A 25,386-nucleotide genomic window follows, 5' to 3' on the forward strand; every position below is an offset into this window, starting at 1 on the left:
AAAAGACGTTTTTTTTATTCACTTGTATATAGCTCATTACTCTCTCCGAAAAACGCCCACCACCTCGACTGTTTGTGTAATATTTATGAATGCGTTCGGATCAATCTTACGAATAAATTCTTTTACATCCGATAACTCGTAGCGAGTAATTACCATCATGATAACTCCCTTTTTTTCCTGTGTAAAAGCCCCTTTCGCTTCCCAAATAGTCATCCCGCGCTTAAGATGAGGAAGCAGTTCTTGCTTAATGTTATCAGCTTTTGATGAAATTATAGTGAGAGTTAGTTTTAATTGGCTAGTATGAACTAAGTCAATTAGCCGTCCGGTAGCATAAATGAATATAATAGTATATAACGCTTTTTCCCATCCAAAAATAAAGCCGGAAATTGTAATAACAGCTCCATTTAAAAGAAAACCCAATGCTCCTACTGGAATATCGCGTTTTTTTCTAATAATCAATGAAATAATATCAAATCCTCCTGTTGATCCTGAAGATCGAAATATCAATCCGACAGCAGTTCCACCCAAAACTCCTCCGAATACCGAAGCAAGAAGAAGATTGGATGTTATACTATAAACTGGGATATATTGCATAAAAATAGTTGTTATAGCAACCGAAAAAATACTATAGAAGATAAATTTTTTCCCAAGTTTAAAATAGCCCAGGATGAAAATAGGCAAATTTAAAAGAAAAATCATGGTTCCTGTATTTAAAGGGAAAACGTGTCCTAAAATCATTGCGATTCCAGTGACTCCGCCGCTAAGAATTTGATTAGGTATAAGAAAGATATTATAAGCAACGCATAATAAAATAGAAGAAAGAAAAATTATTAATAGTTGAATCCCAACTCGAAACATTTTCTTCACCCCTTTTTTCTTTAATATCCCCATCATTAGCCGGCAAATTCATCTTAACAAGATCTGAGCTGATTGAAATCCAGAATTCTAAAGATGCACAAGCTTTAATGAAACAGAGCAAGAATAGCTCCTCTGCTATGTGCTGTAAAAATTTCAAACGAGTATATAGTACTTGCACACCGTTCGTTTGAACCTCCCTTTCTCATCTTTAACTTTTTGTAACATAGTAATTTTATGTAACCAAAATACCTCCTTTGTTACAGTTCTTCGACAAAATTTGTCTTTTTTTATGAAATCGCATACAAATATTTGTTAACATTCATTATGTTTGGTATAATCTTCATTATAAATAAAGAAGCCATCCCCTTTATTAGATATAAATTGTTAGGTTACAATAAATATACAAGTAATTCTTTATTTTAAATTGGCTATAAGGAGATGTTATGAGATGGGGGAACAGCGGGGCCTATGCCCTAAGATAGAAAAAAGCTTTGATCTAATCAGTAAAAGGTGGACAGGTTTAATTATCTATGTATTAATGAGCGGGCCCAAACGTTTTAGCGAAATTCATACGACGATTCCAGATTTAAGTAAGCGCATGCTCACAGAGAGAATGAAAGAACTGGAGGAGCAAGGAATAGTTGTGCGTCATGTCATAACTGAACGCCCTATACGAACGGAGTACTTATTGACAAAAAAAGGGACAGAATTAGGGAAAATTCTTAGTCCAATCAGTCAATGGGCTGAAAGTTGGATGAAGGTATAAAGGAAGGGTCAGTTGGTCTATTAACAGATAAAAAGCATTACACATTCAAGCGCGCGGAGATATTTATTCAGAGGGACCAGGTCAAGTTTTCTTAGCGTTCCTTTTGCTTGATCAGTATTAGCATAACTACTCTCGCTTCTTTTTCATATTTTTCCTCCGTATAGTCACAAAAGATACAAAAAAGCAATAGTTAGCCTTTAAGGAGTCTCTCTTCGAAGATAGTTTTGATCAACCTATTAGGTAATGATTATTGCTATTATTTGCCTTAGCATCTATTAATACTTGAAAGCACTTTCAAAAGTTAATTCATTATATGAAAAAAGAATCCCCTTATCAGGGTAGTGAAAAAATCCATTTAAAGAGAACAAGAAGCTAATCACCTATGTATAGATGATTAGCTTCTTTTCATTTCTATATGTTAATAAAACTCCCCGCTACTTACTAAAATGACACCTTTTTATTTTATTTTTCTTATTTCTTTTCCACAGCATGTCCGCCAAACTCGTTGCGAAGAGCTGCCACAACTTTCCCTGTGAACGTATCGTTCTCTAGTGAACGATAGCGCATCAATAAGGACATTGCGATAACAGGCGTCGCGGCTTGAAGATCCAAAGCTGTTTCAATTGTCCATTTTCCTTCACCGGAAGAATGCATAACCCCTTTGATTTCATCCAGTTTTGCATCTTTAGAAAATGCGTTTTCTGTTAATTCCATGAGCCATGAGCGAATGACGGAACCGTGATTCCATACTCTTGCTACTTTTTCATAGTCGTAGTCAAACTCACTTTTCTCTAATACTTCGAATCCTTCACCTATAGCAGCCATCATGCCGTATTCAATTCCGTTATGAACCATTTTCAAGAAGTGACCGCTTCCTGCTTGCCCTGCATATAAGTACCCGTTTTCAACAGCAGTATCGCGGAAAATAGGTTCCACAATGTTCCACGCTTCCGGATCTCCACCAATCATGTAACAAGCTCCGTTACGAGCGCCTTCCATCCCGCCGGATGTACCGGCATCCATAAAGTGCACCCCAACTTCTTTTAGCTCGTTGTAACGGCGAATCGATTCTTTATAATGTGAATTACCAGCTTCAATCACGATATCTCCTTTTGTTAAAAATGGCGTGATCTCACTAATAACCGAATCTACAACAGCGTGCGGAACCATAATCCAAAGAATTCTTGGTGTTTCTAATGATTGCACGAGTTCCCCTAAGCTAGATGTACCTTCAGCCCCGTATTTTCTCATTTCTTCAACCGCATTTGTATTTAAATCGAACGCCACTACTTCGTGCTTGTTGTCAATTAAGTTTTGACCTAAGTTTAATCCCATTTTCCCTAAACCGATTAATCCAACTTTCATGTTAACTGCCTCCTAAAAGTATCTTCATAAAAGAAGATCTATTATTGATAAAATAGTGTATTTCCTATTTGTTTATTTTTTATTGCGCATCACTTTAATTTAGGAATTTAATAAATCTTTAGTAATTCGAACGACATTTTCTGTCGTAAATCCAAACCATTCCATCACTTCATTTCCAGGTCCTGAAGCCCCAAATGTTTCAATGGACAATACTTTTCCTTCCGGCCCTACAAAACGTTCCCACCCAAGAGAGATACCCATTTCAAGGGATACACGTTTCGTAACAGAAGCAGGAAGAACCGACTCTTTATATTCTTTCGATTGACGGTCGAACAATTCCCAACTCGGCATAGCAACAACACGTACAGATACATTTTCTTTTTCTAATTATGGCCTTTTCGAGTTCATTTGCTAATGCAGGATAAGCTTCTTTATAAGAATTGAACAACTCATTCCATTGCTGTTCTGTTTCACTACCTCTTTGTTTGAGCTCTTCAAAATGTGCTTTTACTTCTTCTGGTACGAAGAAATCCTCTTCGTAATTCCAAGCATACACTTGTTTTGTTGTTTTGAGCTAGACTTGCAGAGCTAATTCCAAGGCTTCTGAAGATTCTTGATCCAACCACCACTTAAATCCATCTTCTTGCAATAATCGATGTGCTGCCTCAGGTCCGTATGAACCCGCCTGATAAGAGCATAAAGGCAATAGGTTCTCTTCAAAAGCTTCTAGAATAGATTGCACCCACTCCCAAGACAATTCAACTTCTTTCCAATGAGCAAAGAACGTGGAATCACCGCGAAAAGCATCAAAAATCAATCGTTCATAGGCTTCAGGCACACCTTTTTGTTCCGCTGAAAAGTTTACCCTCACAGGCTCCATTTTTCCATTATTCAATGGGTTTTTACTATTTAGCTGTAAGGAAATATTTTCATTCGGATTGATTTCCATTATCAATAGATTTGGGGCTACTTTTTCATTTTTGTTCATATATAAATCTTTTAATGAATCTTTGAATTCAATTACGATCCGAGTAGATTTTCCCTTCATTCTTTTTCCTGTACGAATATAGAAGGGTACTCCGCTCCAAAATGGGCTATCGATCCACAGCCGAGCAGCTACAAAGGTATCATTTTGGGAAGAAGCTTCAATTCCAGGCTCGTCTGTATATCCAACAACCGGCTGACCATGAATCTCCCCTGAACTATATTGACCGCGAATAACGTGTAGGCCTACATCTTCTTTTTTTAACGGCCGAAGCGATTCCATCACTTTTCTCTTTCCCTCACGGATATCTTTGGCGCTGATCCGTTTCGGCAGATGCATAGCTGTCATCATCAACATTTGCAACATATGGTTTTGAACCATATCACGAATGGCGCCTGCCTGGTCATAATATCCAGCTCTTCCCTCTAATCCAACCGTTTCACTAGCTGTAATTTGTACATTGGCAATGTACTGATTGTTCCATAAAGCTTGAAGAACAGGATTCGCAAATTCTAAAGCTTCCAAATTTTGAACCATTGGTTTTCCAAGATAATGATCGATACGATAAATTTCATCTTCTTCAAAGGCTTTGCTTAGTTTGGCGTTTAAATCGCGAGCAGATTTCAAATCATGCCCAAATGGTTTTTCAATAATCAGGCGTTTCCAGCCCTGTGCAGAGCCCAATCCACTCTCCTTGATATTTAAAGCAATGATATCAAAAAACTCTGGTGCAACGGATAGATAAAACATTCGATTTTCCGGAATATGCAATTCTTCTTCACGCCGCTCTACAAGATTCAGCAACTTCCGGTAGTCTTCGATATTTGTTACATCTAATGCACTATAACGAAAGGCATCGAGAAACTCTTCCATTTTGAAACGATCATGTACCAAACGTCTGGAAAAAGTTGTTACCGATTGTTCCACATGAGCTTGAAACTCAGCATTGGACATTTCCCTTCTACCTAAACCAATGATGGAAATCGATTGAGGCATTTTTTGATCCACAAATAGATTGTATAGAGCAGGATAAATCTTTCTCTTAGCTAAATCCCCCGTCGCTCCAAATAAGACAAAGGTCATCGATTCCATTTTTTATTCCTCCTTTTTATTGAAAACATTTTTTCAATAAATATTTTTACCTAGTTGTAGGGATGTTGGTTGATCGCAAGATAAAGCTCACTGAAAAGAAAAAACAAATCCATTTATAAATTTTAACAATTTCTTCCATACCATCTGATAAAAACTAACTGAGTATGGATAGCAGGAACAAGACATGGAGCCAGCACCGACTGAACCATTTGTGTGAACGTCTAAACTTTGCGGTATTCCCCCTAAAGGGCTAAACCAAAATCAAAACCTAAAAATTAGGTGATTTTTATTGTAGTAGGTTACATTCCGTAACCATAATAACTCTGAAACTATTCTACGTCAAGTAATATTCGTACAAATTGCGAACACGATATAAACCTTTATAAATAAACATATATTACGTTTTTAACATTAGAATATAAAACTTCATTATCTTTCCAAAAAACCAAAAATTGTTATTTGAGTTACTAAAAATACATATACCTTTTATAATAACTGACGAAATATTGTGTTATTATGTCTATCTGAAAAATCTAAATTAATAAACTTTATTGTTAAAAAAGCAGTGAAATCATAGTGAATCAATCAGTATGGGGAAAATGAACCATATTAGTGAGAATGTGGTTTATTTTCGTAGTGTCCACTGTTTTCTAACTTGTTCTTGAGCCAAATATAAGATTTCTTCTTTCGTGGCCCCTCTATCGACAATAACGTTCGTTTGGTAGCTCTTTCCTTGGTAGTTGACTGTAACTGTTATTTCCATCATCAGTTCTCATTCCTTTCTATAAATAAAAATTTTTCCGCTAACCCAAACTAGATTTTCGATTAGCATATAATGATGAAACCAGATGGATTTCATTGAAGAAGGATATACCATCCAGTTAAAAAATCACAACAGCTGCTTATATGCTATTTCATGAAAAATAAATATAAACAAAATATAAACAACAGGAACTGTTAGCTAGAGTTCCTGTTCATACCTTTTTTGTACTCATAAGTTTTGGAACAATCTCCAAAAAGATACATATACACCAAAGATTTTTAAAACCAAGGTAACTTTAAATCATATAGGTTACTTTAAATAACAATAATGACCATCAAAAAATTTATCATTAAGAAAAATATGAGTAAATTATAAAATTATTATTCAAACCTTTATTATCACCTAGTTGTTTTGTTATATTTTAAAATACAAATAAAAAATCAATTATCTTTTTAAAGGATCTAAATCCATCCATCTTGGTTATTATAAGTACATTAAGCATTTTATTAATCACTTTATTATAAGGGGTGTGAGCAGATGGATTCAAAAATGAACCTATGCCCTAAGGTAGAGCGCTCCTTGAATATTATTAGTAAAAACGGGCTAGTTTAATTATTTCTGTGTTATTTTTGCACAAAAAAACAGGACGAGCATAGTAAGTGCTCATCCTGCTTTTTTGTAATGATAGAATTTTACAAAACTATAAATAGAAAATATAACTTAAACATTCAAAAACTTAACGCATACTGGATCAGGTACAGGAACATCAGACTGTAAAAGCGTTAGCTTTCCTGTAGACGCATTTCTTAAAAATAACACAAGATTGCTGGAATTCTGATTTGAAGCAACAAGGAATTTTTCGGTAGGGTCTAATACAAAATCCCGTGGCCAGCTCCCTTCTGTAGCTGTATGTTCGACAAAGGTAAGCTCACCGGAATCTTGATTCACACTAAAAACAGCAATGCTGTCATGCCCTCGATTTGCTGCGTACACAAAACGGCCATCAGAAGAGATATGAATCGCGCTGCCTTGATTGTTTCCGTTAAATTCTTCTGGAATGCTAGAAATATATTGTAACTCTGTAAAGCTGCCATCTTCAGCATTGTATGTTAGAACGATGACTTCCGAACTAAGCTCAGTCATCATATAGGCGAACTTTCCATTTGGATGAAACACAAGATGCCTTGGGCCGCTTCCTGGCTTGACAGACAAGCTGTTAACTTCTTGTAGTGTCCCATTGTTTACTTCATATGTAATCAATTGGTCGATTCCTAAATCAACAGCCGCCACATACTTTTCATCAGGCGTAAACCCTGCGTAATGCGCGTGCGGTTTTTCTTGTCTTTCTTTATTTGGGCCCGAACCGTTATGTTCAATAATGGATGATGCAGGGCTTACAGTTCCATCTTCCTTTACTGCATATGACTCAATTGTCCCTTTATGGTAATTCGCTGTAACTACCGTGCGATTTTCACTGTCAATACTAACATGACAAGGGGATGCTCCTTCTAATACTTGGGTGTTTAGTGGTTCAAGCTCTCCGGTCTGACCGTTAATTGAATAGACAGCTACACCGCCTGATTCTCCTTCTTTTATGACAGAATAGAGATATCGATTATCTTGACTAATGGTCAAGTATGTAGGATTGTCCAGATTAGCAACTGCCTTTACATTCATGATTTTTGCTGTTTCTGTATCTAGCGTAAAGGTATAAATCCCTTTGCTGTCGCCTTTCGTATAAGTTCCAACATACCCAATGCTGTTATTCGCCATCATTGTATGCTCCTCTCAAAAAAATTTTCTCCATTTCATTATATCCTAAAGTTAGCTGTAAATAATCTTTTCAATTATACCGACTTTTATCTTTTTATCATAAATTAGGCGAGAATACCTCCACTTCAAGGAGCGGAAGTGAGTAAGTGGGGGAGGTTCATAAATCTATAAAAAATAGGCTCTTTTCGCAAAGATTGATTTTATTTTAATTGTTGAGCCGACTGTGTTTGACGGGATGATGTTTATACATAATCTAAGTTGAGCTTGTCCATTATGACATAAAAGACAGGGGATTCTCGTGCCCTTGTAATTCTCCTATACCCTGCATATTGAAGGTTCACAACTACGCTACGCAAATATATGTATACAAGTGAATAAAAAAACAGCTTATCTTATTTAGAAAAGCTGTTTTTATAAATTCATATAAGGGGTTTTTGAATTAAAGTGGCGAATTCTAACTCATGGACATGCCCGTCGTCTAATGTAGTAGTTCCTTTGACAAAGTGTACATGTTTGCCATTACCAACATGAATTGCGGGACCTGTTTCTATTGCGACCTCATGATGATGATTAAAAAAGTCGGTATTAACCAGTATTACATGTACATGACTACTTCCTTTCGGGATCACTTCACTTGTAACTCCAGCAAAACGATGATTATGCCTATCGTCTCCTTCTTCTGCCAATTTAGTACTAGCTACAAATTCATGCACATGTGTCTGAACTGTCTCTGTTGAGTCTCCTGCATATGCTTTAGCAGGAACTGTTTGTGTTGGTTCTCCTGCATATGCTTGGGCAGGAACTGCTTGTGTTGATTTTTCTGCCTCAGTTTTTGTATTAGATTTATCTTCTCTTCGTTGTCTCTCTCTGCTTGATGGTTCTCTACTCATAAAGACGATACCTCCTTTTATGCAAGAATATAATACATTATTATTAGAGCCGATAAGGATATATGCTAAGAAAATCCCTCGCTCAATTTAGAGAAGTGCATCAACCTTCTATAACTATATACAAGTGAATAAAAAAACCGTCTTTTTTAGTGGGGAGAGATCATCCGGCGACGTGCGGAAGCGGTCAACCCCTTGTAGTGGTCCATGCAAGGGTAAACCATAGATAGAAAGAAAGCGCCAATGCCGTTTTGCTGTACCCAGCACATTGAAATGTCGAAATCATAAATCATTCATATATATACACAAATGAATAAAAAAACACCTTTTTATAGTGGGGAGAGAGCATCCGGCGATGTGCAGAAGCGGTCAAACCTTTGGTTCATGCAAGGGGAAACCAGAAGCATATCATACTTTTCGTTGCACATGGCACATGGACATGTCGAATTTATCATTCACTCATATATAGGCGTAAGACAATTCTAAGCCATTTTAGTCACCGCGTTCTTGCCTTTTAAGTATTTAAATGAATTTTCCCCCTAAACATGAATACACATAGGGCACCCTTACGTATAAGTGCCCTATGTGTATTAAGTCTCTATTCTTTTCTTTCTAAATTTCATATAAAACAGAAGGATAATGAATATCGTCAGACATAACAAAATGGCATATCTGCTGTAATGACCTACATATTTGTGCACCAGGTGCCACTCTTGTCCAAGTTTTCTCCCAAGCGTTATAAAAGTAAAGACCCATATGAGGGCTCCTGACCATGAATATAAAATAAACTTCAGAAAAGGCATACGAGTTACGCCGGCTAAATAAGCTGTGACATGTCTAACACCCGGTATAAAATAACCGATAAAAAGTAAAAATGGGCCAAATTTGTTGAAGAGTCGACGTGTATAATTGATTTTCTTTTCCGTAATATGAATCTTCGGACCATATTTTTGTAAAAACGGAATTCCCAGCAGGACTCCTAACAGATAACTGACAGAAATCCCAACACTGGCACCGATATACCCGCTTACCAGCGATCCTATATACGACATTTCTCCCTTATGCACGTTATAGCCCACAAAGGTAAGCAGCGTTTCATCCGGTACTGGTAAACCAATGATTCCCCCTACCATCGCAATAATAATTCCTATGTATCCGTAATGACTAATAAAATGAGCGAGATAATGCTCCATTTGTTATCACCTCTAATTTGTATGCAGACTCATCACAGCTGTATGGCTCGATAAAACCATGATTTTCATTACAAATAGTGTGCCATATATCGTAGTAGCTTTATTCTTGTACCTATGGTTTGGAAGCAAAAAAACAGACACTCTTGAAAATCAGCATATTGCTTTACATGCTTTATTTGCTGCAATAATAGATCCTATTTTCGAATTTATGTTTTGGCTATATGCAAAAGCAGCTGCCCCATTCCCATTGCTGAGAAGATACAGCTCAAAACGATTGAATGAACACAACTGAACCGAATGAAAAATTCCATTTATATGCACGTGAATAAAAAAGCCGTCTTTTTATAGCGGGGAGAGATCAAAAGACGTGCAGAAGCGGTCAAAGCCTTCCAGACGCCCTCCCTGTGTCTTTTTACTAAGCATATAGGTTTGTTCTTTTGTTGGCTGTATCCTGTGAACAGTCACAAACAGAAGAACGGAACGGAAAGCATTGGCGCGGAATTTTATACTTTCTTACTATATAAAAAAACCGCCGCCAAAGGAGGGCGGTGATTTGCGATGAATGCTCCTGTATTTCCTGTACAATGGATACTTACGGACTGCCAGATGTTATCGGTCTCGTGTACTGATTGACTGGAAGAAAATCATCTCTCTAAATCATTAGGTGTCTGCCCCATTGCTATCATGGTCTGACCAAACGCCAAGCAATACCCCCAATGTGTACACAAGCTCCTGCCATTGTCCCAGTTCTCCCTGGAATCCTGCATATCCAAAAGTTTTCAGGATTATGCCGGCCAGTGCAAAAAGCGCAACCCAAGTCTTCCAGTTACGCAAACGCTTAATAATGTTCTCTTTCGTAAATTTCATACTATATCACCTCTTCTCTTGTGTGAGCCGAATGTTGTCAAAATCAAAATACACATCGGCTTGTCCTATACTATTCAAAGCAGGAGTCAGCGGTGATAAGACGAAAACACAAAATTAAGACATTTTAATATGAAGAATACACCAATAAGAACTTATGTTCGTTTTTAGTGTGATAGATATTGGAATTTACTCTATATACAAGTGAATAAAAAAACCGTCTTTTATAGTGGGGAGAGATCATCCGGCGACGTGCAGAAGCGGTCAAACCTTTGCAGCGGTTCATGCAAGAGTAAACCAGAGAGAAGAAGCATACCATACTCCCTTTTGGTTACACATAGCACATGGACATGTCGAATTTATCATTCACTCATATATGCATGAGTTTTTCTGATGTAAGTATTTTAGCCATCGTTCTAGCCGGCGGAGCTAAACATCACGAAAAGCGCAGCTGGGCATACTCCCAGAATTTCACACTTCCGTATTTTATTAAGAAAAATGAAAAACCCTCCGGTATACGGAGGCGTTTCCTACCTTCCTATTCTAAAACTCTTTCATTTGCACGGATACTGCTCCGCTTCAGCTTTTTCGCCTTCTGATTGGATCTTTTCATCTTCATTTTACAATACCAATATTGCGGCTTCAGCCTCGTTAAGCCTTTTTCTATCTGCTTATTGTCCGCAAATTCTATTTTTTTGGCTGTGTCCACCCAAAATGCGGATGATCCATTTTCGTGATATTGGTTGGAAGTAACAGTACCTGTAACAGAATCGGATATTTTCATGCCATAGCTCGTATTTCTTGCGAATATATTATGCTTTACTTCCGCCGTTGCTTCCTCTTTTAATTGCACGCCGATTCCGTTTTCTTCTATTGAATTATTCATCATCACAAGGTACGCAGCACCTCCGCATATTACGCCTGCATGAGAATGCTGGCTGCAAGTGTTATTGACGAACCATATTTTCGTGTTTCCGAAAATGCCTGCTCCATTTTCTTTATTGCTTTGGAAGTGATTGTTTTCCATTGTTCCGCGTGCTGTTCCTTCTATATATAAACCATTTGTATTATCGTAAAAGGAATTTCCCTCAAACAGCTCTGCTCTCACGTTATCGGTTACATGCATACCGATTTCGCGATTTTGTTCTATCGTATTTTTCGTACAGGAAATGGCGCTGTCGCCACACGCCCGTATACCGTGCGTATTGTCATTGACTTTGTTGTTTAGCAGCACAATATTTGCACGTACTTCGACAAGGATACCTGTTTCGTTATTCGTACATGTATTCTCTGAAACTGCCGCTTCTGCACGTCTTTTAATCTCTCCCCCTATAAAAAGACGGTTTTTTATTCACTTGTATATAAAACGCGAGAACACCGATGAACTGAAGTATATCGGGAAAAGAATAAGCCCGTTCCTCACATCCATTCGCTCATGACTCCAGTTGCACATACACTGCAGTAAGATAATCTAAATAGCAGGAAAGGAAGAGATATATGAATGAAAAAAAGTTTGACCACGGCGATTCCGACTCTAATGGAAACATTACTTTAACGATCATTAGCATCGTATTTACCCTTGTGTTCATCGGCGGTATGTATTCCTACACATCAAGTATACTATCCTCTGCCTCTGATATTACCCCAGGCTCTGAGGCTTAGCAAAGCTTACTCATCTATATATGAATGATTTATGATTTCGACATTTCAATGTGCTGTGTACAGAGGCATTGGCGCTTTCTTCCTATCTATGGTTTACCCTTGCATGGACCACTACAAGGGTTTGACCGCTTCCGCACGTCGCCGGATGCTCTCACCCCACTGTAAAAAGACGTTTTTTTATTCAGTTGTATATAGCTTGCATAGCAAAAGGCATCTCATCAGCATGGATGAGATGCCTTTTTGTTTATCTTTATATTTGCGGGCGTAAAACTACGATACCTTTAGGTTCGTGGTAGTTCACAATGGAAATGAATATCGTATCTAAAATACTTGCCGCAGCCCGCCCATTTACATAAACGACATTTCTTCCTGATGCAGCTGTTGATGAGGCCAAAGAACATTCTGGTCTTTAAACGCTTTCTCCAGCTGACGATAAAATTGCTCGTCCTTAAGCGTTTCTTCCGTTATATCCTTGAAGGTGCTGTGAAGCTCGATGCGCTTCAGCACCTCCTCCGCATGCGGGATTTCATCGCTCAGCAGCAAATCGATATACCCTCTTACCGCTTCCTCCTCAAGCGGTGCCGCAGCATTGTTCAACAGCTCCCCCGGCGGATTCATCATCAAAATCGGGGTGAAATTATTGATCAGCTCCCGCTTCGTATTTTCGATTTGCTTGGCGACTTCCTTTTGCAGATGCACTGTGTACGCTTCTATTTCTTCTTTAATATGACCGAACTCTTGGAGAAATCGTTCCTTCTCCCGCATCAATATGACATTCCCGTACTTTGGAATCGTATGCGTATATTTCCCACGCAATCGCTCCACCTTCTCGGCCATCGGCTTCGTATGAACCGAAAAGCTCTTATCGAACAGCTGATATGAAGCTTTTACCTTCTCTTCAAACCCTTTTTCCTTCGCGATATTTAACAGATGGCTCGGAATTTTAATCGTCGTCTTCTCCAACCGTCCTCCGGTAAAGGTAATTTCCACGAATTGAATGAGGCTCCTGTACTGGGAGAGCTTTTTTTGCAAGCTGAAGTCGGGGGCGGGCTGTCTCATAAGCTCTTCTTTTAGTTTGTTGATTTTCGTATCGTCCAGCGTATTGCTTCTGCTGACGATTCCCTTTCTAACGGCCGGGTCGGAAAGCTCTTCCTCAGACACATTGAACAGGTCCAGCTGCGCTCCAGACAAAGCATGGACATACTCTTGAAACAGAGGATGCTCTATACTCCCCGTCACCGCATTTTTCTTTTCATTCACAGAGCCTTGCTCCTTGGAAATAGGTGCATATATCCAGCCTTGGCCGTCCGCAATGAAAAGGCCCATCCGCAATCCGCGAACATCCTTCACTTGAACATGACATTCATCCAAAATCTCCAGCGCAGCGATTTCTCCGTACCCTTCCCTATACACATCAGGGCTGCAGTCAAGCGTAACCATAACGCGATTCCTGCTTGTTCTTTTGACAAATGCAGCGATTGCCTGCGCAATTTGTATATCCATGGCCGGGGCGATATAAACGACTTGGAAGCTTGCATCAGAGATGAGGCTTACAATCTTTTCACTTGTTACAGCGGTAAAATGATTCACCCAATCCCACTCCCTATTTTATATTTTCAGCATCTATCCTTCATAATTCGCCTTACATATTTTAACTTCCTGTTTATGCCCATAAAGCGGCTTTCCATAAGCTATTGTAAAATTATGTATTTTTTATTACCAACCTTACATCAGCATTACAGCGTGAATATGACATTACAAGTAAGAAGAGAACCTTTCAATCGTGCGAACCTTTGGTTAAAGAAGACAATTTGAAATCATTATCCTCTTATAATGATGTTAACGGTTATGCTTATAAAACTGTTTTCAACAAAAGTCATTCACCTTTCATGCACACTTCGCGTGATTTCTATTCAAAACATAGGAGATGTTTTCCCCATAAAATTCTATGTATTTCTAGGCAAGGACAAGGAGGGTCAAACATATGAAGAAAAAAATCAGCTTGCTTTGCTGCATGCTTCTTATGAGCCTGATGCTCGCTTCGTGCGGCAGCTTAGACCAAAAGAAAATCAAAATCGGCGTGACGAACTGGAATGAAAACATCGCCGTCGCAAACATGTGGAAGCCGCTGTTAGAGGAAAAAGGATATAAAGTGGAGCTTGTCTATTTAGAAAAAGCGGCGATCTGGACAGGCACAGCCCGCGGCGACTTGGACATCAATCTCGAAGTATGGCTGCCGCAAACAGATAAATGGCTGTATAAGGAATATAAAAATGACATTGAAACACATGACACTTGGTACAAAGGAACCGGGCTCGGTCTTGTCGTTCCTTCTTATATGAAAGACGTTAACACGATTGAAGACTTGAACAAGCATAAAGATGAGCTGGATAATCGCATCGTCGGCATCGAGCCGGGCAGCAGCTTAATGCAGCTATCCGATAAGGCCGTAAAAAAATACGGCCTTCAATTAGATTTGGTGCAATCCTCAGAAGCGGCGATGATGAGTGAATTGAAAAAAGCGTACCAAGCGAAAAAACCGATCGCCGTAACATTATGGAACCCGCACTGGGCTTTCTCTGATTACGATTTAAAGTATTTGAAAGATCCGAAGAAAGTATATGGCGATAAAGACGACATTATGTATATCACGCGCAAAGGCTTCACAAAGGATCATCCCGAGCTGAAAAAATGGCTGGACAACTGGGATATGACCGATGAGCAGCTTGGCACGCTCATGTCGGAAATCAACAAAACAAAGGATCCGGAAAACGGCGCGAAAAAATGGATTACAGAAAACCGCGGTCTTGTGAACAGCTGGTTCAAACAATAACAGAACGGGGGAGATCATATGGAACAACCAAAAATTCGTGTGAAAAATATATACAAAACGTTCGGCAAACAGCCTTCTAAAGCTGTGGAGCTATTGAAAAAAGGAAAAACAAAGGCAGATATTTTAAAAGAAACAGGCATGACTGTCGGAGTGAATAATGCCAATTTTGAAGTGTATTCCGGCGAAATTTTCGTCATCATGGGACTTTCCGGGAGCGGTAAATCAACGTTAGTTCGGATGTTCAACCGCCTGATTCCGCCTACTGCAGGTCATATATACGTAGACGGTGAAGATATCGCGACTGTGAACAAAGACAAACTGAACGAAATTCGACGCCGGAAAATCAGCATGGTCTTTCAGCGCTTCGCATTATTCCCGCATCGCACCGTTCTGCAAAATGTCGCATACGGTCTAGAAATTCAAGGCGCCGGCAAAGCGGAACGAGAAGTAAAAGCGATGGAATCCCTGCAGCTCGTCGGACTGAACGGCTACGAAAACAGCTATCCGAGCGAACTGAGCGGCGGTATGCAGCAGCGTGTCGGCATCGCCCGCGCCCTTGCAAGCGACCCGGATGTTCTTTTGATGGACGAATCCTTCAGTGCGCTTGATCCATTAATCCGCAAAGATATGCAGGATGAGCTGTTAGACCTGCAGGAAAAAATGCAAAAAACCATCATTTTTATCACCCATGACCTCGATGAAGCGCTGCGCATCGGCGACCGCATCGCCCTCATGAAGGACGGTGCGATCATGCAGATCGGCACGCCGGAAGAAATCATGACAAACCCGGCGAACGACTTCGTCGAACGCTTCGTAGAAGACGTAAATTTAGGAAAAGTCATTACAGCTGAATCCATCATGAAGCGACCGGAAGGCATTCTTGTTGACCGCGGACCGCGCGTCGCATTGAAGCTCATGAAGGACGCAGGCGTATCCGGCATATATGTAGTTAATAAACAAAAAGAATTTCTCGGTGTTGCAACAGCGGATGCCGTATCAGAAGCCATCCGTGACAATCGCTTGCTTTCTGATGCGCTCATTACCGATATCCCGACCGTCACATTAGAAACGGTACTGGATGAAATGTACGCGAAAATGGCCACAACCAACTTCCCGCTTCCGGTCGTGGACGAAAACAGCCGATTGCGAGGCATCATCAAACGCGAGAGCGTCATCGAAGCGCTCGCAGGCAACAAAGTAAACGAGGTGAAGAACCATGAATAACATTCCGCGTATTCCACTTGGCAAATGGGTAGATGCACTTGTCAATTCACTCTACCAACACTTCCAATCCTTCTTCAAGGGCTTTTCAGCAGTAGTCGGCGGATTCGTTGACATATTAACAAACGTCTTAACGGTCATTCCGCCGATTGTACTCATCCTAATCATTTGCGGCTTAGTTTGGTACACGAGCCGCAAAGTATCCTTGCTGCTTTTCTCGCTGATCGGCCTGTTGTTCATTTGGAATATCGAATATTGGGAAGCAACAATGAGTACACTATCACTGATTTTAACATCGGTGCTTATCTCCGTTATCATCGGAGTTCCGCTCGGCATACTGGCGGCCCAAAATCAAACATTCAAAAAAATTATCACACCGATTTTAGACTTCATGCAGACTATGCCTGCATTCGTATACTTGATTCCGGCAATTACATTCTTCGGGATCGGCGTAGTGCCCGGCATCATCGCATCCGTTATCTTCGCGATGCCGCCGACGATTCGTTTTACGAATTTAGGGATTCGCCAAGTGCCTGAAGACTTGATTGAAGCAACGGACGCATTCGGTTCAACGCCGTCACAAAAGCTGTTCAAAGTACAGCTGCCGCTCGCGACCGGCACGATTATGGCCGGTGTGAACCAAAGCATCATGCTTTCCCTTTCCATGGTTGTTACAGCATCACTTGTCGGTGCGCCTGGTCTCGGGGTAGATGTATATCGTTCCGTAACGCAGGTTAACGTCGGTATGGGATTTGAAGCAGGTTTAGCGATTGTTATTATCGCGATTATTTTGGACCGGATTACACAGAATTTGCGTAGAAAAGAGGCATAAGGAAAAGCACCTGACCTTGGGATCGGGTGCTTTTTATTGGCTTTGTTACATTTTGCTGATTCTTAGCCAAAAGGCTCGTTTCGCAAATTTCGTTCGCGTCATGAATAAATGTTCGTTAGGACGTTCCAACAGTACAAAAGCCAGCTCGTTTTATTTCGAAATTTGCTTAGCATATATTTTCGTTAAAATGCAGGTGAGCCCCATCGCCATCAAATTAAGAAATTGGTTGTTCCCCAAAACGAAAAAATAAGCTGAATTCTCATAAGTAACTGTAGAGAGATAAAATTTTTCGTTTTAGAGGCACTTCAAAATATTAGCTCGATGGGTATGGGCAGGACCCCCAAAGAAAAAATTTTTATAATAAAACAAGAGCAATCCTTTGAGGGGATTGCTCTTGTTTTATAGTTTTTATTTTTAACCATGGTAAGGTATTGGGAACTGTTGATGCCATTGACTCCAAGTACTATGCGGATGCAGATGATGCCATTGTTGCCAACTCATATAATGCGGCCACATTGTATGATGCCAGTGTTGCCAAGTGCTATGGGGATGATGGTGATGCCATTGCTGCCAAGGCATATAATGGTGAGGGTACATTAGATTTTCAACTCCTTTATAAAGATTCTATATAACTTATGTATCTTTAATTTATAAGGAGCTTATTTATATATAATATAGGCTTTGTACAAGGGATGGCTCATTATGATATGATTGGTTATCTTATTACCTATGGTATAACTATCATGCTTTGATACTTGTCACGCTAGTTCAAAAAACCAACATTTGTTCATGTTTTTTCTGTCTCAACAAGACTGTTATGTGCAATCAAATTTTTACAATCAGCACAATAAGGGACTGTTCCATAAGCGGAACAGTCTCTAGTCATGTTCAGTCCTGAAGATGATCTTCATAGTAGCGGGACAGTTCTACTATCATAGCTCCCATTCGTTCAATTTCCGGAGCTATCACTCTCTCGATTCCCTCTTCTCTTAAAGCATCAGTAGTGACTTTTCCAACAGAAACAGCCAACACCTCGTGCTTGAAAGCGTTCAGAACGCCATCAAGGTACCCGTGTTCCCGGGCGAACTCAAACAGGTATCGAACCTGAACAGCTGTCGTGAAGCATACGGCATCCAACTGATTATGGATCAGTTCTTGACATAAGCTTTCGGCTACCTCCGATTCAGGAGCAATATGCTGATAGGGAAGAAGCTGTAATACCGATGCTCCTTTGTCTTCAAAAAACTTGATGAAGGCTGGTTCCGATTTACCATGAAGCTGCACGATTACCCGTTGATTGGAGAAGTCGAAAGCTTCTAGGGAGCGAACCAGTCCCCGGGTTGTTCCGTCCTCATCGACAGCCACCGGTTTCACTCCCATCTTCTTTAGGGCAGCGTATGTTTTGTAGCCTCTTGCAGCCACTTTGGCCTGGCGGATCGCCATCAAAAACTGATCCTGAATACCCATTTTCCCTGCTAAATCCAAAAGGGTTTCCGTCCCGATTCCCGTCGTGAAAACAACCCAATCTGCTCCCTCCTGAACGAATCTTCGTAAGTCAGGCTCGACCTGCTTATCCGCCAGAAATGTTGTTCCTTGAAGAGAACGAACGATAGGAGTCCCTCCTTGTTTCTCAATCAGCATACTCATTTCGTCGGTTTTACGTGAACCGGCAATCACAATCCTTTTTCCTTCCAATCCTTTTCCCATAGTTCTTTTCTCTCCTCGTCTTTTGGTTGAATGTATATCATGTATCGTTTCACTTATTCATTGTAAATAACTTTCGCCCACATGGATAGGTTCTCGTATGAAAGAAGCATAAAATTTACAGAAAGACCCCTTTTAGTAAGTTGCAGGAAGATCGTTTTGGTGCAAAGAATCCGGCAAACCTGTATGTGATATCACGAAATGTAACGCTTCATTATCTTTTCTGTGTTTATATAGATTTTTTCAGATGATTTATGCAGAAAAACAAGGTTGAAACCTCCCGAAAAATCAGATAAATTATAATTATGTCATAAATTATAACATAGATTGTCAACTTTAATTAAAATGATTTGCATGTATTCATCATAATCCAAACGAGCCAATTCCCGCTTCAAGTGCGTGAAACAAGGGGAAGTTCATAATAAAATAAAGATGTACTTTACCTAAAAAAATAGCTATATGGAAGGGTGACTGTCCAATGAAGAAAGGGAAAGTATTTCTAGTAGGAGCTGGTCCCGGTGATATAGGGTTAATCACTGTAAGAGGGCTGGAGGCCATTAAGCTGGCAGAAGTAATTTTATATGATCGTCTCGCCAATCCAAAGCTGTTGGAATTTGCACCTCTTGACTGCGAATTGATTTATTGCGGAAAATTGCCTCATTGTCATGCTTTAAGACAAGATAAAATCAACGATCTTTTAGTTGAGAAAGCATTAGAAGGAAAGATTGTTGTACGATTGAAGGGCGGCGATCCCAGCGTGTTTGGGAGAGTTGGAGAAGAAGCTGCGGCTCTTGCCGAACATGATATTTCCTTTGAAATCGTCCCTGGCATTACGTCAGGTATTGCGGCCCCTCTTTATGCGGGAATCCCAGTAACACATAGGGAGTACGGAGGATCTTTCGCTATCGTTACCGCACATGATAAATCGAAGGAAGGTAAGCCGTCCATCGATTGGGAAGGACTCGTGAATGGAATCGATACAATTTCCTTTTATATGGGGGTTGCAAATCTTCCTTTCATATGCGAAAGCTTAATAAAGCATGGAAAGCCTTCAAGCACTCCGGTCATTCTTGTTCAATGGGGCACATTCGGACGCCAAAAGATTCTGGAAGGAACATTAGAGACCATTGTCCAAAAGGCGCAGTTTGAAAAGTTCGAAAATCCGGCCATTACATTGATAGGAGATATTGTATCGATACGGGGAAAACTGAATTGGTTTGAAAAAAAGCCGCTCTTCGGACGTCAAATTCTCCTTGCACGAACTGGTACAGAAATAAGCGAAATAGCAAAAGAATTAACCGAACAGGGAGCAGATGTAATTGAGTTTCCAAAATGGAAAAAGGTTTCCGCTCCAGTGGATATGACGGTTATGAGAAATATTCATATGTATGAGAAAATTCTCTTTACTTCACCGGAAAGTGTCACAGATTTTTTCACAACTCTTGCGGAGCAAGAAATTGATATTCGTAATGTAAAAGCAAAGCTATTTGGCGGCTCGACAAAATCTACTCGAGAACTAAAGAAACGGGGATTTGTGGTTGATGTGGCGGATAAAATGACAGATTGCAAAAAGCTGCTGATTGTAGGCGACGATCAACTTCAAAAGCACAATACCGAGTACACTGCTCAGTATGGAGTACATGACCTCTTTATAACAAGTTTTAAACAAATAGATGAACAGTTTATACCTATCCTGCAAAGAATGTTAGACGAAGCAGCGTTAGATACGGTTGTTTTTCCTAGCAGTGCTGCGGTACAAGCTTTCGTGGAACAAGCACCTGTTTACGGGATAACAGCAGAACGTATGTTGCGGAATTTAAAAATTGTTTGCATGGGAAAAAAAACTTGGGCAGCTGCGGAAACGTTTGGTTTAAATCCGGATGATATGCCTGAGAATCCGACAAGGCAAGCGCTTATCGAATGTCTACAAAAAACATTCATATCTACTAGATTATAACGTTTGTTTACCATTTGGAGAGGAAGCTATGAAGGCAGTTAGTTAAAGTACTTGTTTATTTGTTTTTCTATTTTCTACTATATTTTTGATTCTCGCTTCAATAGAATGATCAAACCATATTTCTAATTGCTTTCCTATTTCCTCAACAAAGATATGAAGAAATGGACACGGTTCTTCTTGCTTGTCTCGAAACCAGCGATTCACCATTCGATAATCCCATCTTTGACTGTTAGGGTAATAGATGGCATGCATCGCATACAAGCTGTCTGAATCAAGGTCTTGTTCTAATCCAAAAATATAATGAACGTTAACAGCAATATCATCTTGCGTGTTTTCCCAGGTCATCTCTCCATTTACCCACGCTTGCGAAACTTCAATCATGGTTCAATCTCCCCTTTTACACATTTAATGAAACCATCATAGAAGCATCTCTCCACACGCAATGTAAGCGCTTTCTATATGAGTCTTTAAATTATAATACATTGCTCCAAATTCTACAATATGTTATGCAACGCTGCTTCTCATTAAGTACAAGAAAAAAAGGCTGATCCGCTAACGCGGACAGCCTTTAGTAAGGAAATCATTATACCCTATATGCACCCTCTCACATATACAATCATATCCGAAATTTTGAAGCATTTCTGTGAGATATATTACTAGTATTTATATATTCTATACATGTGAGGTTTACATAACATCTTATTATCGATAGTTAATGTATCTAGAATCCTACAAAAAACCCCTTCAGTGACCTGAAGGGGTTTCGTGTTTGCATAATCAGTGTTATTTTACTTGCTAAAATCTCTTTGAGCTCCCATATAGCTTCCGATGATATTTTGATAACTAGGAAGATGTTTAGCAAGTAAGACTCCAAAGCCTTCAACGTCATTTCGCCAGTCACGTTGTAATTCTGCTGCAACGCTAAACCAGTTCATTAATTGGACCCCTCCATGAGCCATACGCATAAGGGCAGCATCTGCAACTTGTTTACTAAAAGTTCCTGATGCATCGGTTACAACGAACACCTCATACCCCGCGTTTATAGCAGATAGTGCCGGGAACGCAACACAAACATCAGTAACAACTCCTGCGATAATTAGTTGTTTTTTACCTGTTGCTTCAATGGCTTTAACAAATTCTTCATTGTCCCATGCGTTAATTTGTCCAGGCCGAGCTATTTTTGGCGCACCAGGAAAGAGCTCGACCAATTCTTGCATTAGTGGGCCGTTGGGTCCGTTTTCAAAGCTTGTTGTTAAAATAACTGGTAAATCAAAAAACTTAGCCGTGTTAGCAAGAGCCAAAACATTGTTCTTGAATTCATCAACACCATAGTCACGCACTAGACCGGAAATAAGGCCAGTTTGATGATCCACTAGAAGAACGGCGGCATCATCTTGGGAAAGACGAGAATAGAGATCAGACATTTTATAGTCCTCCTTTAATTAATGTAATCGAAGAAAGTTCATATATCGGCAAATTTACCTTAAGCTCCTTCGTTTGTTACAATCAATTTATGAGTAAACTTATTGTTGTCATTCGTTTATCTATAAACTTATAAAGTGTCAACAGTATTTTTAAAAATGAAAAATCATCACAAAAAATTACTTGATGATGTTCGGTATTCTTTGGTTAATCTAGAACAGGAGTGTGATCGATCCAATGAATAAATTGTTGTAAATAACGCTGAAGATATCGTTTTGTTTTTTCGTCAGTAAGCACTTTCCGATCGGGGTCAATCTTTTCATGTACTTGCGAAATCAGCACTTTTTGAAATGGAAGAACATGAGCTTGCATGGCTTCTAGTATTTGTCTGATTTGCATTTGAGCAAAGGCGGTCCCCAATCCCCCAGGAGTTGCTCCGATTAAGCCAACCGGTTTTCTACTAAGAACGGAGGACTTCGGGGGTCTTGATGCCCAGTCCAATGCATTTTTTAGCGCGCCCGGAATTCCAGAATTGTACTCTGGACTTACGATAATGATACCGTCAACGTCCTGAATAGCGGATTTAAATGATGTTACTGTTTCTGGATCACCGCCAATTTCTAAATCTTCGTTAAACAAAGGAAGATCGTTTATTTCGATCCAGCGAAATTGAGCGGCATCACTCATATCGGTCAATGATTGAGCAATGATTCGGTTATACGAATTTTCTCGTAAACTTCCACAAATAAGGCCAATGGTTTTGGGCATACAGATTCCCTCCTTGTTTGAAATCACCTTCTATGATACTATATTCTATCAATTATGGGAAGGATTGTTAAAAATGGAAGAGAAAAAAGTGACGTGGTTAGAACTTTTTTATGACTTGCTATTTGTGGCAGCAGTCGCAACTGCTACTCATGTTTTACTTTATGTTGAAAAAGGGTATATTCAGCCAGAATATTTATTAAAGTTTGCCCTAATGTTTATCCCAATATGGTGGTCTTGGACTGGACAAACAATGTTTATTAATCGGTTTGGACAAGATTTTTTGCATCAACGTATCTTTATGATTCTTCAAATGTTGTTTGTTCTTATTATGATATCCAGCTTATCGGTTGATTTTGATCAATACTATCTCCCTTTTCTTATTGGTTATATTGGACTAAGAGCACTAACGGCGATCCAATATCTTGTTGTTCAGAGTTTAGAAGAAGGGGATAGAAAAAAGGTAGCTCTGTTTTTAGGAACACGTTTTTGGATTGGAGTTATCATCTCATTTTTCTCTATCTTTTTTGATTCATGGATTCGATACACCGTGTTGTATGCAGGAGTTATTGTCGATATTATTGTGCCTGTTTACGGACGCAAGTATTTGGTGAAAGTGCCGACCAATACGGCTCATTTATTAGAACGTTTTGCTTTATTGACATTAATCCTTTTTGGAGAATCGGTCGTCAGCACCCTTTCTGTGCTACAGCCACAAAAAGGTGATTGGAATTCAATCTCATTTTCGATCATTTCATTTATTCTTATTATTTCAATGTGGTGGCAGTATTTTGATAATGTAGAAAAGAAGGTAAACAAGTCGATTCAGCGAGCAGGACAAACTATTGTTTACGGACATTTGTTTATTCTAATGTCGTTGAGCATGATTGCAGCATCTATCAAACTGATGTTTTTACATGAGATCCATTATTCATTTATCTTATATTTTGTATTTAGTTCTGTATTGCTCTATTTCATTGCAACTTCCATTGTTTTTCATCAATACAGGTATGAACAACACCGTTTGAAAATTTATCATTTAGGGCTGTTTTTAGGGATTTTAGCAGCCTTTTTTATTATTAATTTGATCATGGTAGTTCCAAACATTGTCATAATGGGAGAATTAACCCTATTTTTTATCATCTATGCTAAATTCACAACCACTTAATAAAATATGGAAATTTTATAATGGGGGTTGAAGAAAGCATAGCCATCAAGTTAAGAAACTGGTTATCCCAAAACAATAAAAATAAGCTTCATTACTATACAAGGACACAATATTTGCATGTCTAATGACTGCTCATTGTAGCTTTGTAAAAAAGTTTGATAAAAAATATCGTATAAACCTGCATTTTACGGCAAATTAAAAGAAACCATTTTGAAAAAAGATCAAGATGGTTTCTTTTTTTTAAGATTTGAAACTAATATTTATAAAAATGTTTGATCAAAACACAAGGTATCTCCCTATTCAACAGGAAGTAACTTATCAGCCACAATACTGTTTATAGCATTGATATACGCTAATGCACTTGCTTTCATTATATCCGTGTCTGTTGCTTTGGCAGTATATTTCTCCCCTCTATATTTCACTTGAATCTTTACTTTCCCTAATGCCTCTTTACCTCTTGATACACTGCTAATATTGTATTCAATCAATTCAATATCTAAATCACTAATTTCTGTAATAGCAGAATACAAAGCATCAATGGGGCCAGAACCAACTGCACTGCTTTTCAATATTTGATCAGCCTTTTTAATTTTCACACTTGCAGATGGGAAAATTGGATTACTAATCACTTGTAGATCCATTAGTTCATAGAAATTATCACTATAGTGCGTTATATCTTGATTATGAATATCATGTTTTGTGTAATAGTTCTCAACGATGACATATAGATCATGATTATATATTTCTTTTTTTGCATCTGCTAACTCAAGAAAGGCTTCAAATATCCCTTCAAATTGTGTTTCGGTTAACTGATTAAAACCTAATTTTTCAAGCGCATTTTTCACTGCATGACGACCAGAACGAGCCGTTAAAATAAGTTCCATATCATCTAGACCGACTTCAATTGGACTAATGATTTCGTAGGCATCCCTTGACTTCAACAAACCATCTTGGTGTATACCTGAAGAATGAGCAAAGGCATTATCTCCTGTAATCGCTTTATTTACTTGTACATCAAGCCCCATAAAACTACTTACTAACCTAGATGTATTCATAATTTCTTTGGTATTAATATTGGTGTACGCTTGATAGACCGCTGAGCGTGTATTCATTGCCATTACAACTTCTTCTAATGCCGCATTACCTGCACGTTCACCAATCCCATTGATCGTACATTCCACTTTATCCGCACCATTTTTGATAGCAGATAATGTATTAGCGGTTGCCATACCGAGATCATTATGGCAATGGACACTTAAAAGTACTTGATCATTCA

At 39.1% G+C, this 25,386-nt stretch carries 23 protein-coding genes and 2 pseudogenes; 8 read left to right on the top strand and 17 right to left on the bottom strand.

Annotated features, from left to right (window positions below):
- Positions 1–36 precede the first annotated feature (36 nt).
- Positions 37–858: a YitT family protein gene (locus H540_RS0103490; RefSeq protein ID WP_028399436.1), complete on the bottom strand. Its 822-nt coding sequence runs from the start codon at positions 856–858 to the stop codon at positions 37–39.
- Between the two features lie 448 nt (positions 859–1,306).
- On the opposite strand from H540_RS0103490, the gene H540_RS0103495 reads away from it, so the two are divergent.
- Positions 1,307–1,624 (top strand): winged helix-turn-helix transcriptional regulator, encoded by a 318-nt coding sequence (locus H540_RS0103495; protein WP_028399437.1) that lies wholly within the window; start codon positions 1,307–1,309, stop codon positions 1,622–1,624.
- A gap of 471 nt (positions 1,625–2,095) precedes the next feature.
- Here the strand turns inward: H540_RS0103495 and gnd are convergent, their stop codons facing one another.
- The 10 genes and pseudogenes from gnd to H540_RS0103540 form a co-directional block, all read right to left on the bottom strand.
- Positions 2,096–2,989, bottom strand: coding sequence for a phosphogluconate dehydrogenase (NAD(+)-dependent, decarboxylating) (gene gnd / locus H540_RS0103500; RefSeq protein ID WP_028399438.1), 894 nt, complete (start codon positions 2,987–2,989; stop codon positions 2,096–2,098).
- A 99-nt stretch (positions 2,990–3,088) separates the two neighbouring features.
- Positions 3,089–3,376 (bottom strand): annotated as a pseudogene (locus H540_RS0103505) (transketolase-like TK C-terminal-containing protein); the annotation flags it as partial.
- A pseudogene (locus tag H540_RS35450) lies at positions 3,297–3,548 on the bottom strand (hypothetical protein); the annotation flags it as partial. The pseudogenes H540_RS0103505 and H540_RS35450, both read right to left, overlap by 80 nt.
- A gap of 15 nt (positions 3,549–3,563) precedes the next feature.
- Positions 3,564–5,066 (bottom strand): glucose-6-phosphate dehydrogenase, encoded by a 1,503-nt coding sequence (gene zwf, locus H540_RS0103510; RefSeq protein WP_028399440.1) that lies wholly within the window; start codon positions 5,064–5,066, stop codon positions 3,564–3,566.
- Positions 5,067–5,691: 625 nt separating this feature from the next.
- Entirely contained in the window at positions 5,692–5,832 is a 141-nt protein-coding gene (locus H540_RS0103515; RefSeq protein ID WP_028399441.1) for a BA3454 family stress response protein, read from the bottom strand.
- Positions 5,833–6,549: 717 nt separating this feature from the next.
- Positions 6,550–7,605: a lactonase family protein gene (locus tag H540_RS0103520; RefSeq protein ID WP_425388071.1), complete on the bottom strand. Its 1,056-nt coding sequence runs from the start codon at positions 7,603–7,605 to the stop codon at positions 6,550–6,552.
- Positions 7,606–8,021: 416 nt separating this feature from the next.
- A complete protein-coding gene (locus H540_RS34380) occupies positions 8,022–8,315 on the bottom strand; it encodes a YmaF family protein (protein WP_034670298.1) in 294 nt (97 codons plus the stop codon).
- A gap of 764 nt (positions 8,316–9,079) precedes the next feature.
- Positions 9,080–9,682: a DedA family protein gene (locus H540_RS0103530; RefSeq protein ID WP_028399443.1), complete on the bottom strand. Its 603-nt coding sequence runs from the start codon at positions 9,680–9,682 to the stop codon at positions 9,080–9,082.
- A 660-nt stretch (positions 9,683–10,342) separates the two neighbouring features.
- Positions 10,343–10,549 (bottom strand): hypothetical protein, encoded by a 207-nt coding sequence (locus H540_RS0103535; protein WP_028399444.1) that lies wholly within the window; start codon positions 10,547–10,549, stop codon positions 10,343–10,345.
- A gap of 535 nt (positions 10,550–11,084) precedes the next feature.
- Entirely contained in the window at positions 11,085–11,897 is an 813-nt protein-coding gene (locus H540_RS0103540) for a right-handed parallel beta-helix repeat-containing protein (protein WP_081414991.1), read from the bottom strand.
- A 146-nt stretch (positions 11,898–12,043) separates the two neighbouring features.
- Here H540_RS0103540 and H540_RS32915 point away from each other — a divergent pair, with 146 nt between their 5' ends.
- A complete protein-coding gene (locus tag H540_RS32915) occupies positions 12,044–12,208 on the top strand; it encodes a hypothetical protein (RefSeq protein ID WP_155890923.1) in 165 nt (54 codons plus the stop codon).
- A gap of 348 nt (positions 12,209–12,556) precedes the next feature.
- Here the strand turns inward: H540_RS32915 and H540_RS0103550 are convergent, their stop codons facing one another.
- On the bottom strand, positions 12,557–13,798 hold the full coding sequence (locus H540_RS0103550; protein WP_028399446.1) for a hypothetical protein: 1,242 nt from the start codon (positions 13,796–13,798) through the stop codon (positions 12,557–12,559).
- A gap of 424 nt (positions 13,799–14,222) precedes the next feature.
- On the opposite strand from H540_RS0103550, the gene H540_RS0103555 reads away from it, so the two are divergent.
- The 4 genes from H540_RS0103555 (at position 14,223) to H540_RS0103570 (ending at position 17,726) form a co-directional block, all read left to right on the top strand.
- Complete coding sequence (locus H540_RS0103555; RefSeq protein ID WP_425388077.1) at positions 14,223–15,041, top strand: glycine betaine ABC transporter substrate-binding protein; 819 nt, start codon at positions 14,223–14,225, stop codon at positions 15,039–15,041.
- Between the two features lie 18 nt (positions 15,042–15,059).
- On the top strand, positions 15,060–16,265 hold the full coding sequence (locus H540_RS0103560; protein ID WP_028399448.1) for a quaternary amine ABC transporter ATP-binding protein: 1,206 nt from the start codon (positions 15,060–15,062) through the stop codon (positions 16,263–16,265).
- On the top strand, positions 16,258–17,094 hold the full coding sequence (locus H540_RS0103565; RefSeq protein WP_028399449.1) for an ABC transporter permease: 837 nt from the start codon (positions 16,258–16,260) through the stop codon (positions 17,092–17,094). Before H540_RS0103560 ends, H540_RS0103565 begins: the two co-directional genes overlap by 8 nt.
- A gap of 431 nt (positions 17,095–17,525) precedes the next feature.
- Entirely contained in the window at positions 17,526–17,726 is a 201-nt protein-coding gene (locus tag H540_RS0103570) for a hypothetical protein (protein WP_028399450.1), read from the top strand.
- Between the two features lie 256 nt (positions 17,727–17,982).
- On the opposite strand, the gene H540_RS0103575 is transcribed toward H540_RS0103570, so the two are convergent.
- On the bottom strand, positions 17,983–18,801 hold the full coding sequence (locus H540_RS0103575) for a uroporphyrinogen-III synthase (RefSeq protein ID WP_028399451.1): 819 nt from the start codon (positions 18,799–18,801) through the stop codon (positions 17,983–17,985).
- A gap of 475 nt (positions 18,802–19,276) precedes the next feature.
- Between H540_RS0103575 and cobA the strand changes: the two genes are divergently transcribed.
- Complete coding sequence (gene cobA, locus H540_RS0103580; RefSeq protein ID WP_028399452.1) at positions 19,277–20,755, top strand: uroporphyrinogen-III C-methyltransferase; 1,479 nt, start codon at positions 19,277–19,279, stop codon at positions 20,753–20,755.
- A gap of 42 nt (positions 20,756–20,797) precedes the next feature.
- On the opposite strand, the gene H540_RS0103585 is transcribed toward cobA, so the two are convergent.
- From H540_RS0103585 to H540_RS0103595, 3 genes are all read right to left on the bottom strand, one after another.
- On the bottom strand, positions 20,798–21,136 hold the full coding sequence (locus H540_RS0103585; RefSeq protein WP_028399453.1) for a hypothetical protein: 339 nt from the start codon (positions 21,134–21,136) through the stop codon (positions 20,798–20,800).
- Between the two features lie 407 nt (positions 21,137–21,543).
- Positions 21,544–22,179 carry an isochorismate family cysteine hydrolase YcaC gene (ycaC, locus tag H540_RS0103590; protein ID WP_028399454.1) on the bottom strand — a complete coding sequence of 212 codons (636 nt, stop codon included), beginning with the start codon at positions 22,177–22,179 and terminating at the stop codon, positions 21,544–21,546.
- A gap of 205 nt (positions 22,180–22,384) precedes the next feature.
- Positions 22,385–22,945 (bottom strand): NADPH-dependent FMN reductase, encoded by a 561-nt coding sequence (locus H540_RS0103595; RefSeq protein WP_028399455.1) that lies wholly within the window; start codon positions 22,943–22,945, stop codon positions 22,385–22,387.
- Positions 22,946–23,018: 73 nt separating this feature from the next.
- Between H540_RS0103595 and H540_RS0103600 the strand changes: the two genes are divergently transcribed.
- Positions 23,019–24,110, top strand: a complete 1,092-nt coding sequence (locus tag H540_RS0103600; protein WP_028399456.1) for a low temperature requirement protein A — start codon at positions 23,019–23,021, stop codon at positions 24,108–24,110.
- Positions 24,111–24,406: 296 nt separating this feature from the next.
- Here H540_RS0103600 and H540_RS0103605 read toward each other — a convergent pair.
- Positions 24,407–25,386 (bottom strand): alpha-isopropylmalate synthase regulatory domain-containing protein (locus H540_RS0103605; protein WP_028399457.1); only part of this gene is annotated, 980 nt, incomplete at its 5' end.

Source organism: Ectobacillus panaciterrae DSM 19096, from assembly GCF_000430785.1.
GTDB classification, from domain to species: Bacteria; Bacillota; Bacilli; order Bacillales; family Bacillaceae_G; genus Ectobacillus; species Ectobacillus panaciterrae.

What these genes read in the sequence shown, in the direction of transcription:
- H540_RS0103530 (WP_028399443.1), bottom strand. Translation starts at nt 9,682, where the DNA reads ATGGAGCATTATCTCGCTCATTTTATTAGTCATTACGGATACATAGGA.
- H540_RS0103565 (WP_028399449.1), top strand. Translation starts at nt 16,258, where the DNA reads ATGAATAACATTCCGCGTATTCCACTTGGCAAATGGGTAGATGCACTT.
- H540_RS0103600 (WP_028399456.1), top strand. Translation starts at nt 23,019, where the DNA reads ATGGAAGAGAAAAAAGTGACGTGGTTAGAACTTTTTTATGACTTGCTA.
- H540_RS0103560 (WP_028399448.1), top strand. Translation starts at nt 15,060, where the DNA reads ATGGAACAACCAAAAATTCGTGTGAAAAATATATACAAAACGTTCGGC.
- cobA (WP_028399452.1), top strand. Translation starts at nt 19,277, where the DNA reads ATGAAGAAAGGGAAAGTATTTCTAGTAGGAGCTGGTCCCGGTGATATA.
- gnd (WP_028399438.1), bottom strand. Translation starts at nt 2,989, where the DNA reads ATGAAAGTTGGATTAATCGGTTTAGGGAAAATGGGATTAAACTTAGGT.
- H540_RS0103555 (WP_425388077.1), top strand. Translation starts at nt 14,223, where the DNA reads ATGCTTCTTATGAGCCTGATGCTCGCTTCGTGCGGCAGCTTAGACCAA.
- H540_RS0103490 (WP_028399436.1), bottom strand. Translation starts at nt 858, where the DNA reads ATGTTTCGAGTTGGGATTCAACTATTAATAATTTTTCTTTCTTCTATT.
- H540_RS0103520 (WP_425388071.1), bottom strand. Translation starts at nt 7,605, where the DNA reads ATGATGGCGAATAACAGCATTGGGTATGTTGGAACTTATACGAAAGGC.
- H540_RS0103535 (WP_028399444.1), bottom strand. Translation starts at nt 10,549, where the DNA reads ATGAAATTTACGAAAGAGAACATTATTAAGCGTTTGCGTAACTGGAAG.
- ycaC (WP_028399454.1), bottom strand. Translation starts at nt 22,179, where the DNA reads ATGTCTGATCTCTATTCTCGTCTTTCCCAAGATGATGCCGCCGTTCTT.
- H540_RS0103585 (WP_028399453.1), bottom strand. Translation starts at nt 21,136, where the DNA reads ATGATTGAAGTTTCGCAAGCGTGGGTAAATGGAGAGATGACCTGGGAA.
- H540_RS0103495 (WP_028399437.1), top strand. Translation starts at nt 1,307, where the DNA reads ATGGGGGAACAGCGGGGCCTATGCCCTAAGATAGAAAAAAGCTTTGAT.
- H540_RS0103515 (WP_028399441.1), bottom strand. Translation starts at nt 5,832, where the DNA reads ATGATGGAAATAACAGTTACAGTCAACTACCAAGGAAAGAGCTACCAA.
- H540_RS0103595 (WP_028399455.1), bottom strand. Translation starts at nt 22,945, where the DNA reads ATGCCCAAAACCATTGGCCTTATTTGTGGAAGTTTACGAGAAAATTCG.
- H540_RS0103575 (WP_028399451.1), bottom strand. Translation starts at nt 18,801, where the DNA reads ATGGGAAAAGGATTGGAAGGAAAAAGGATTGTGATTGCCGGTTCACGT.
- H540_RS32915 (WP_155890923.1), top strand. Translation starts at nt 12,044, where the DNA reads ATGAATGAAAAAAAGTTTGACCACGGCGATTCCGACTCTAATGGAAAC.
- zwf (WP_028399440.1), bottom strand. Translation starts at nt 5,066, where the DNA reads ATGGAATCGATGACCTTTGTCTTATTTGGAGCGACGGGGGATTTAGCT.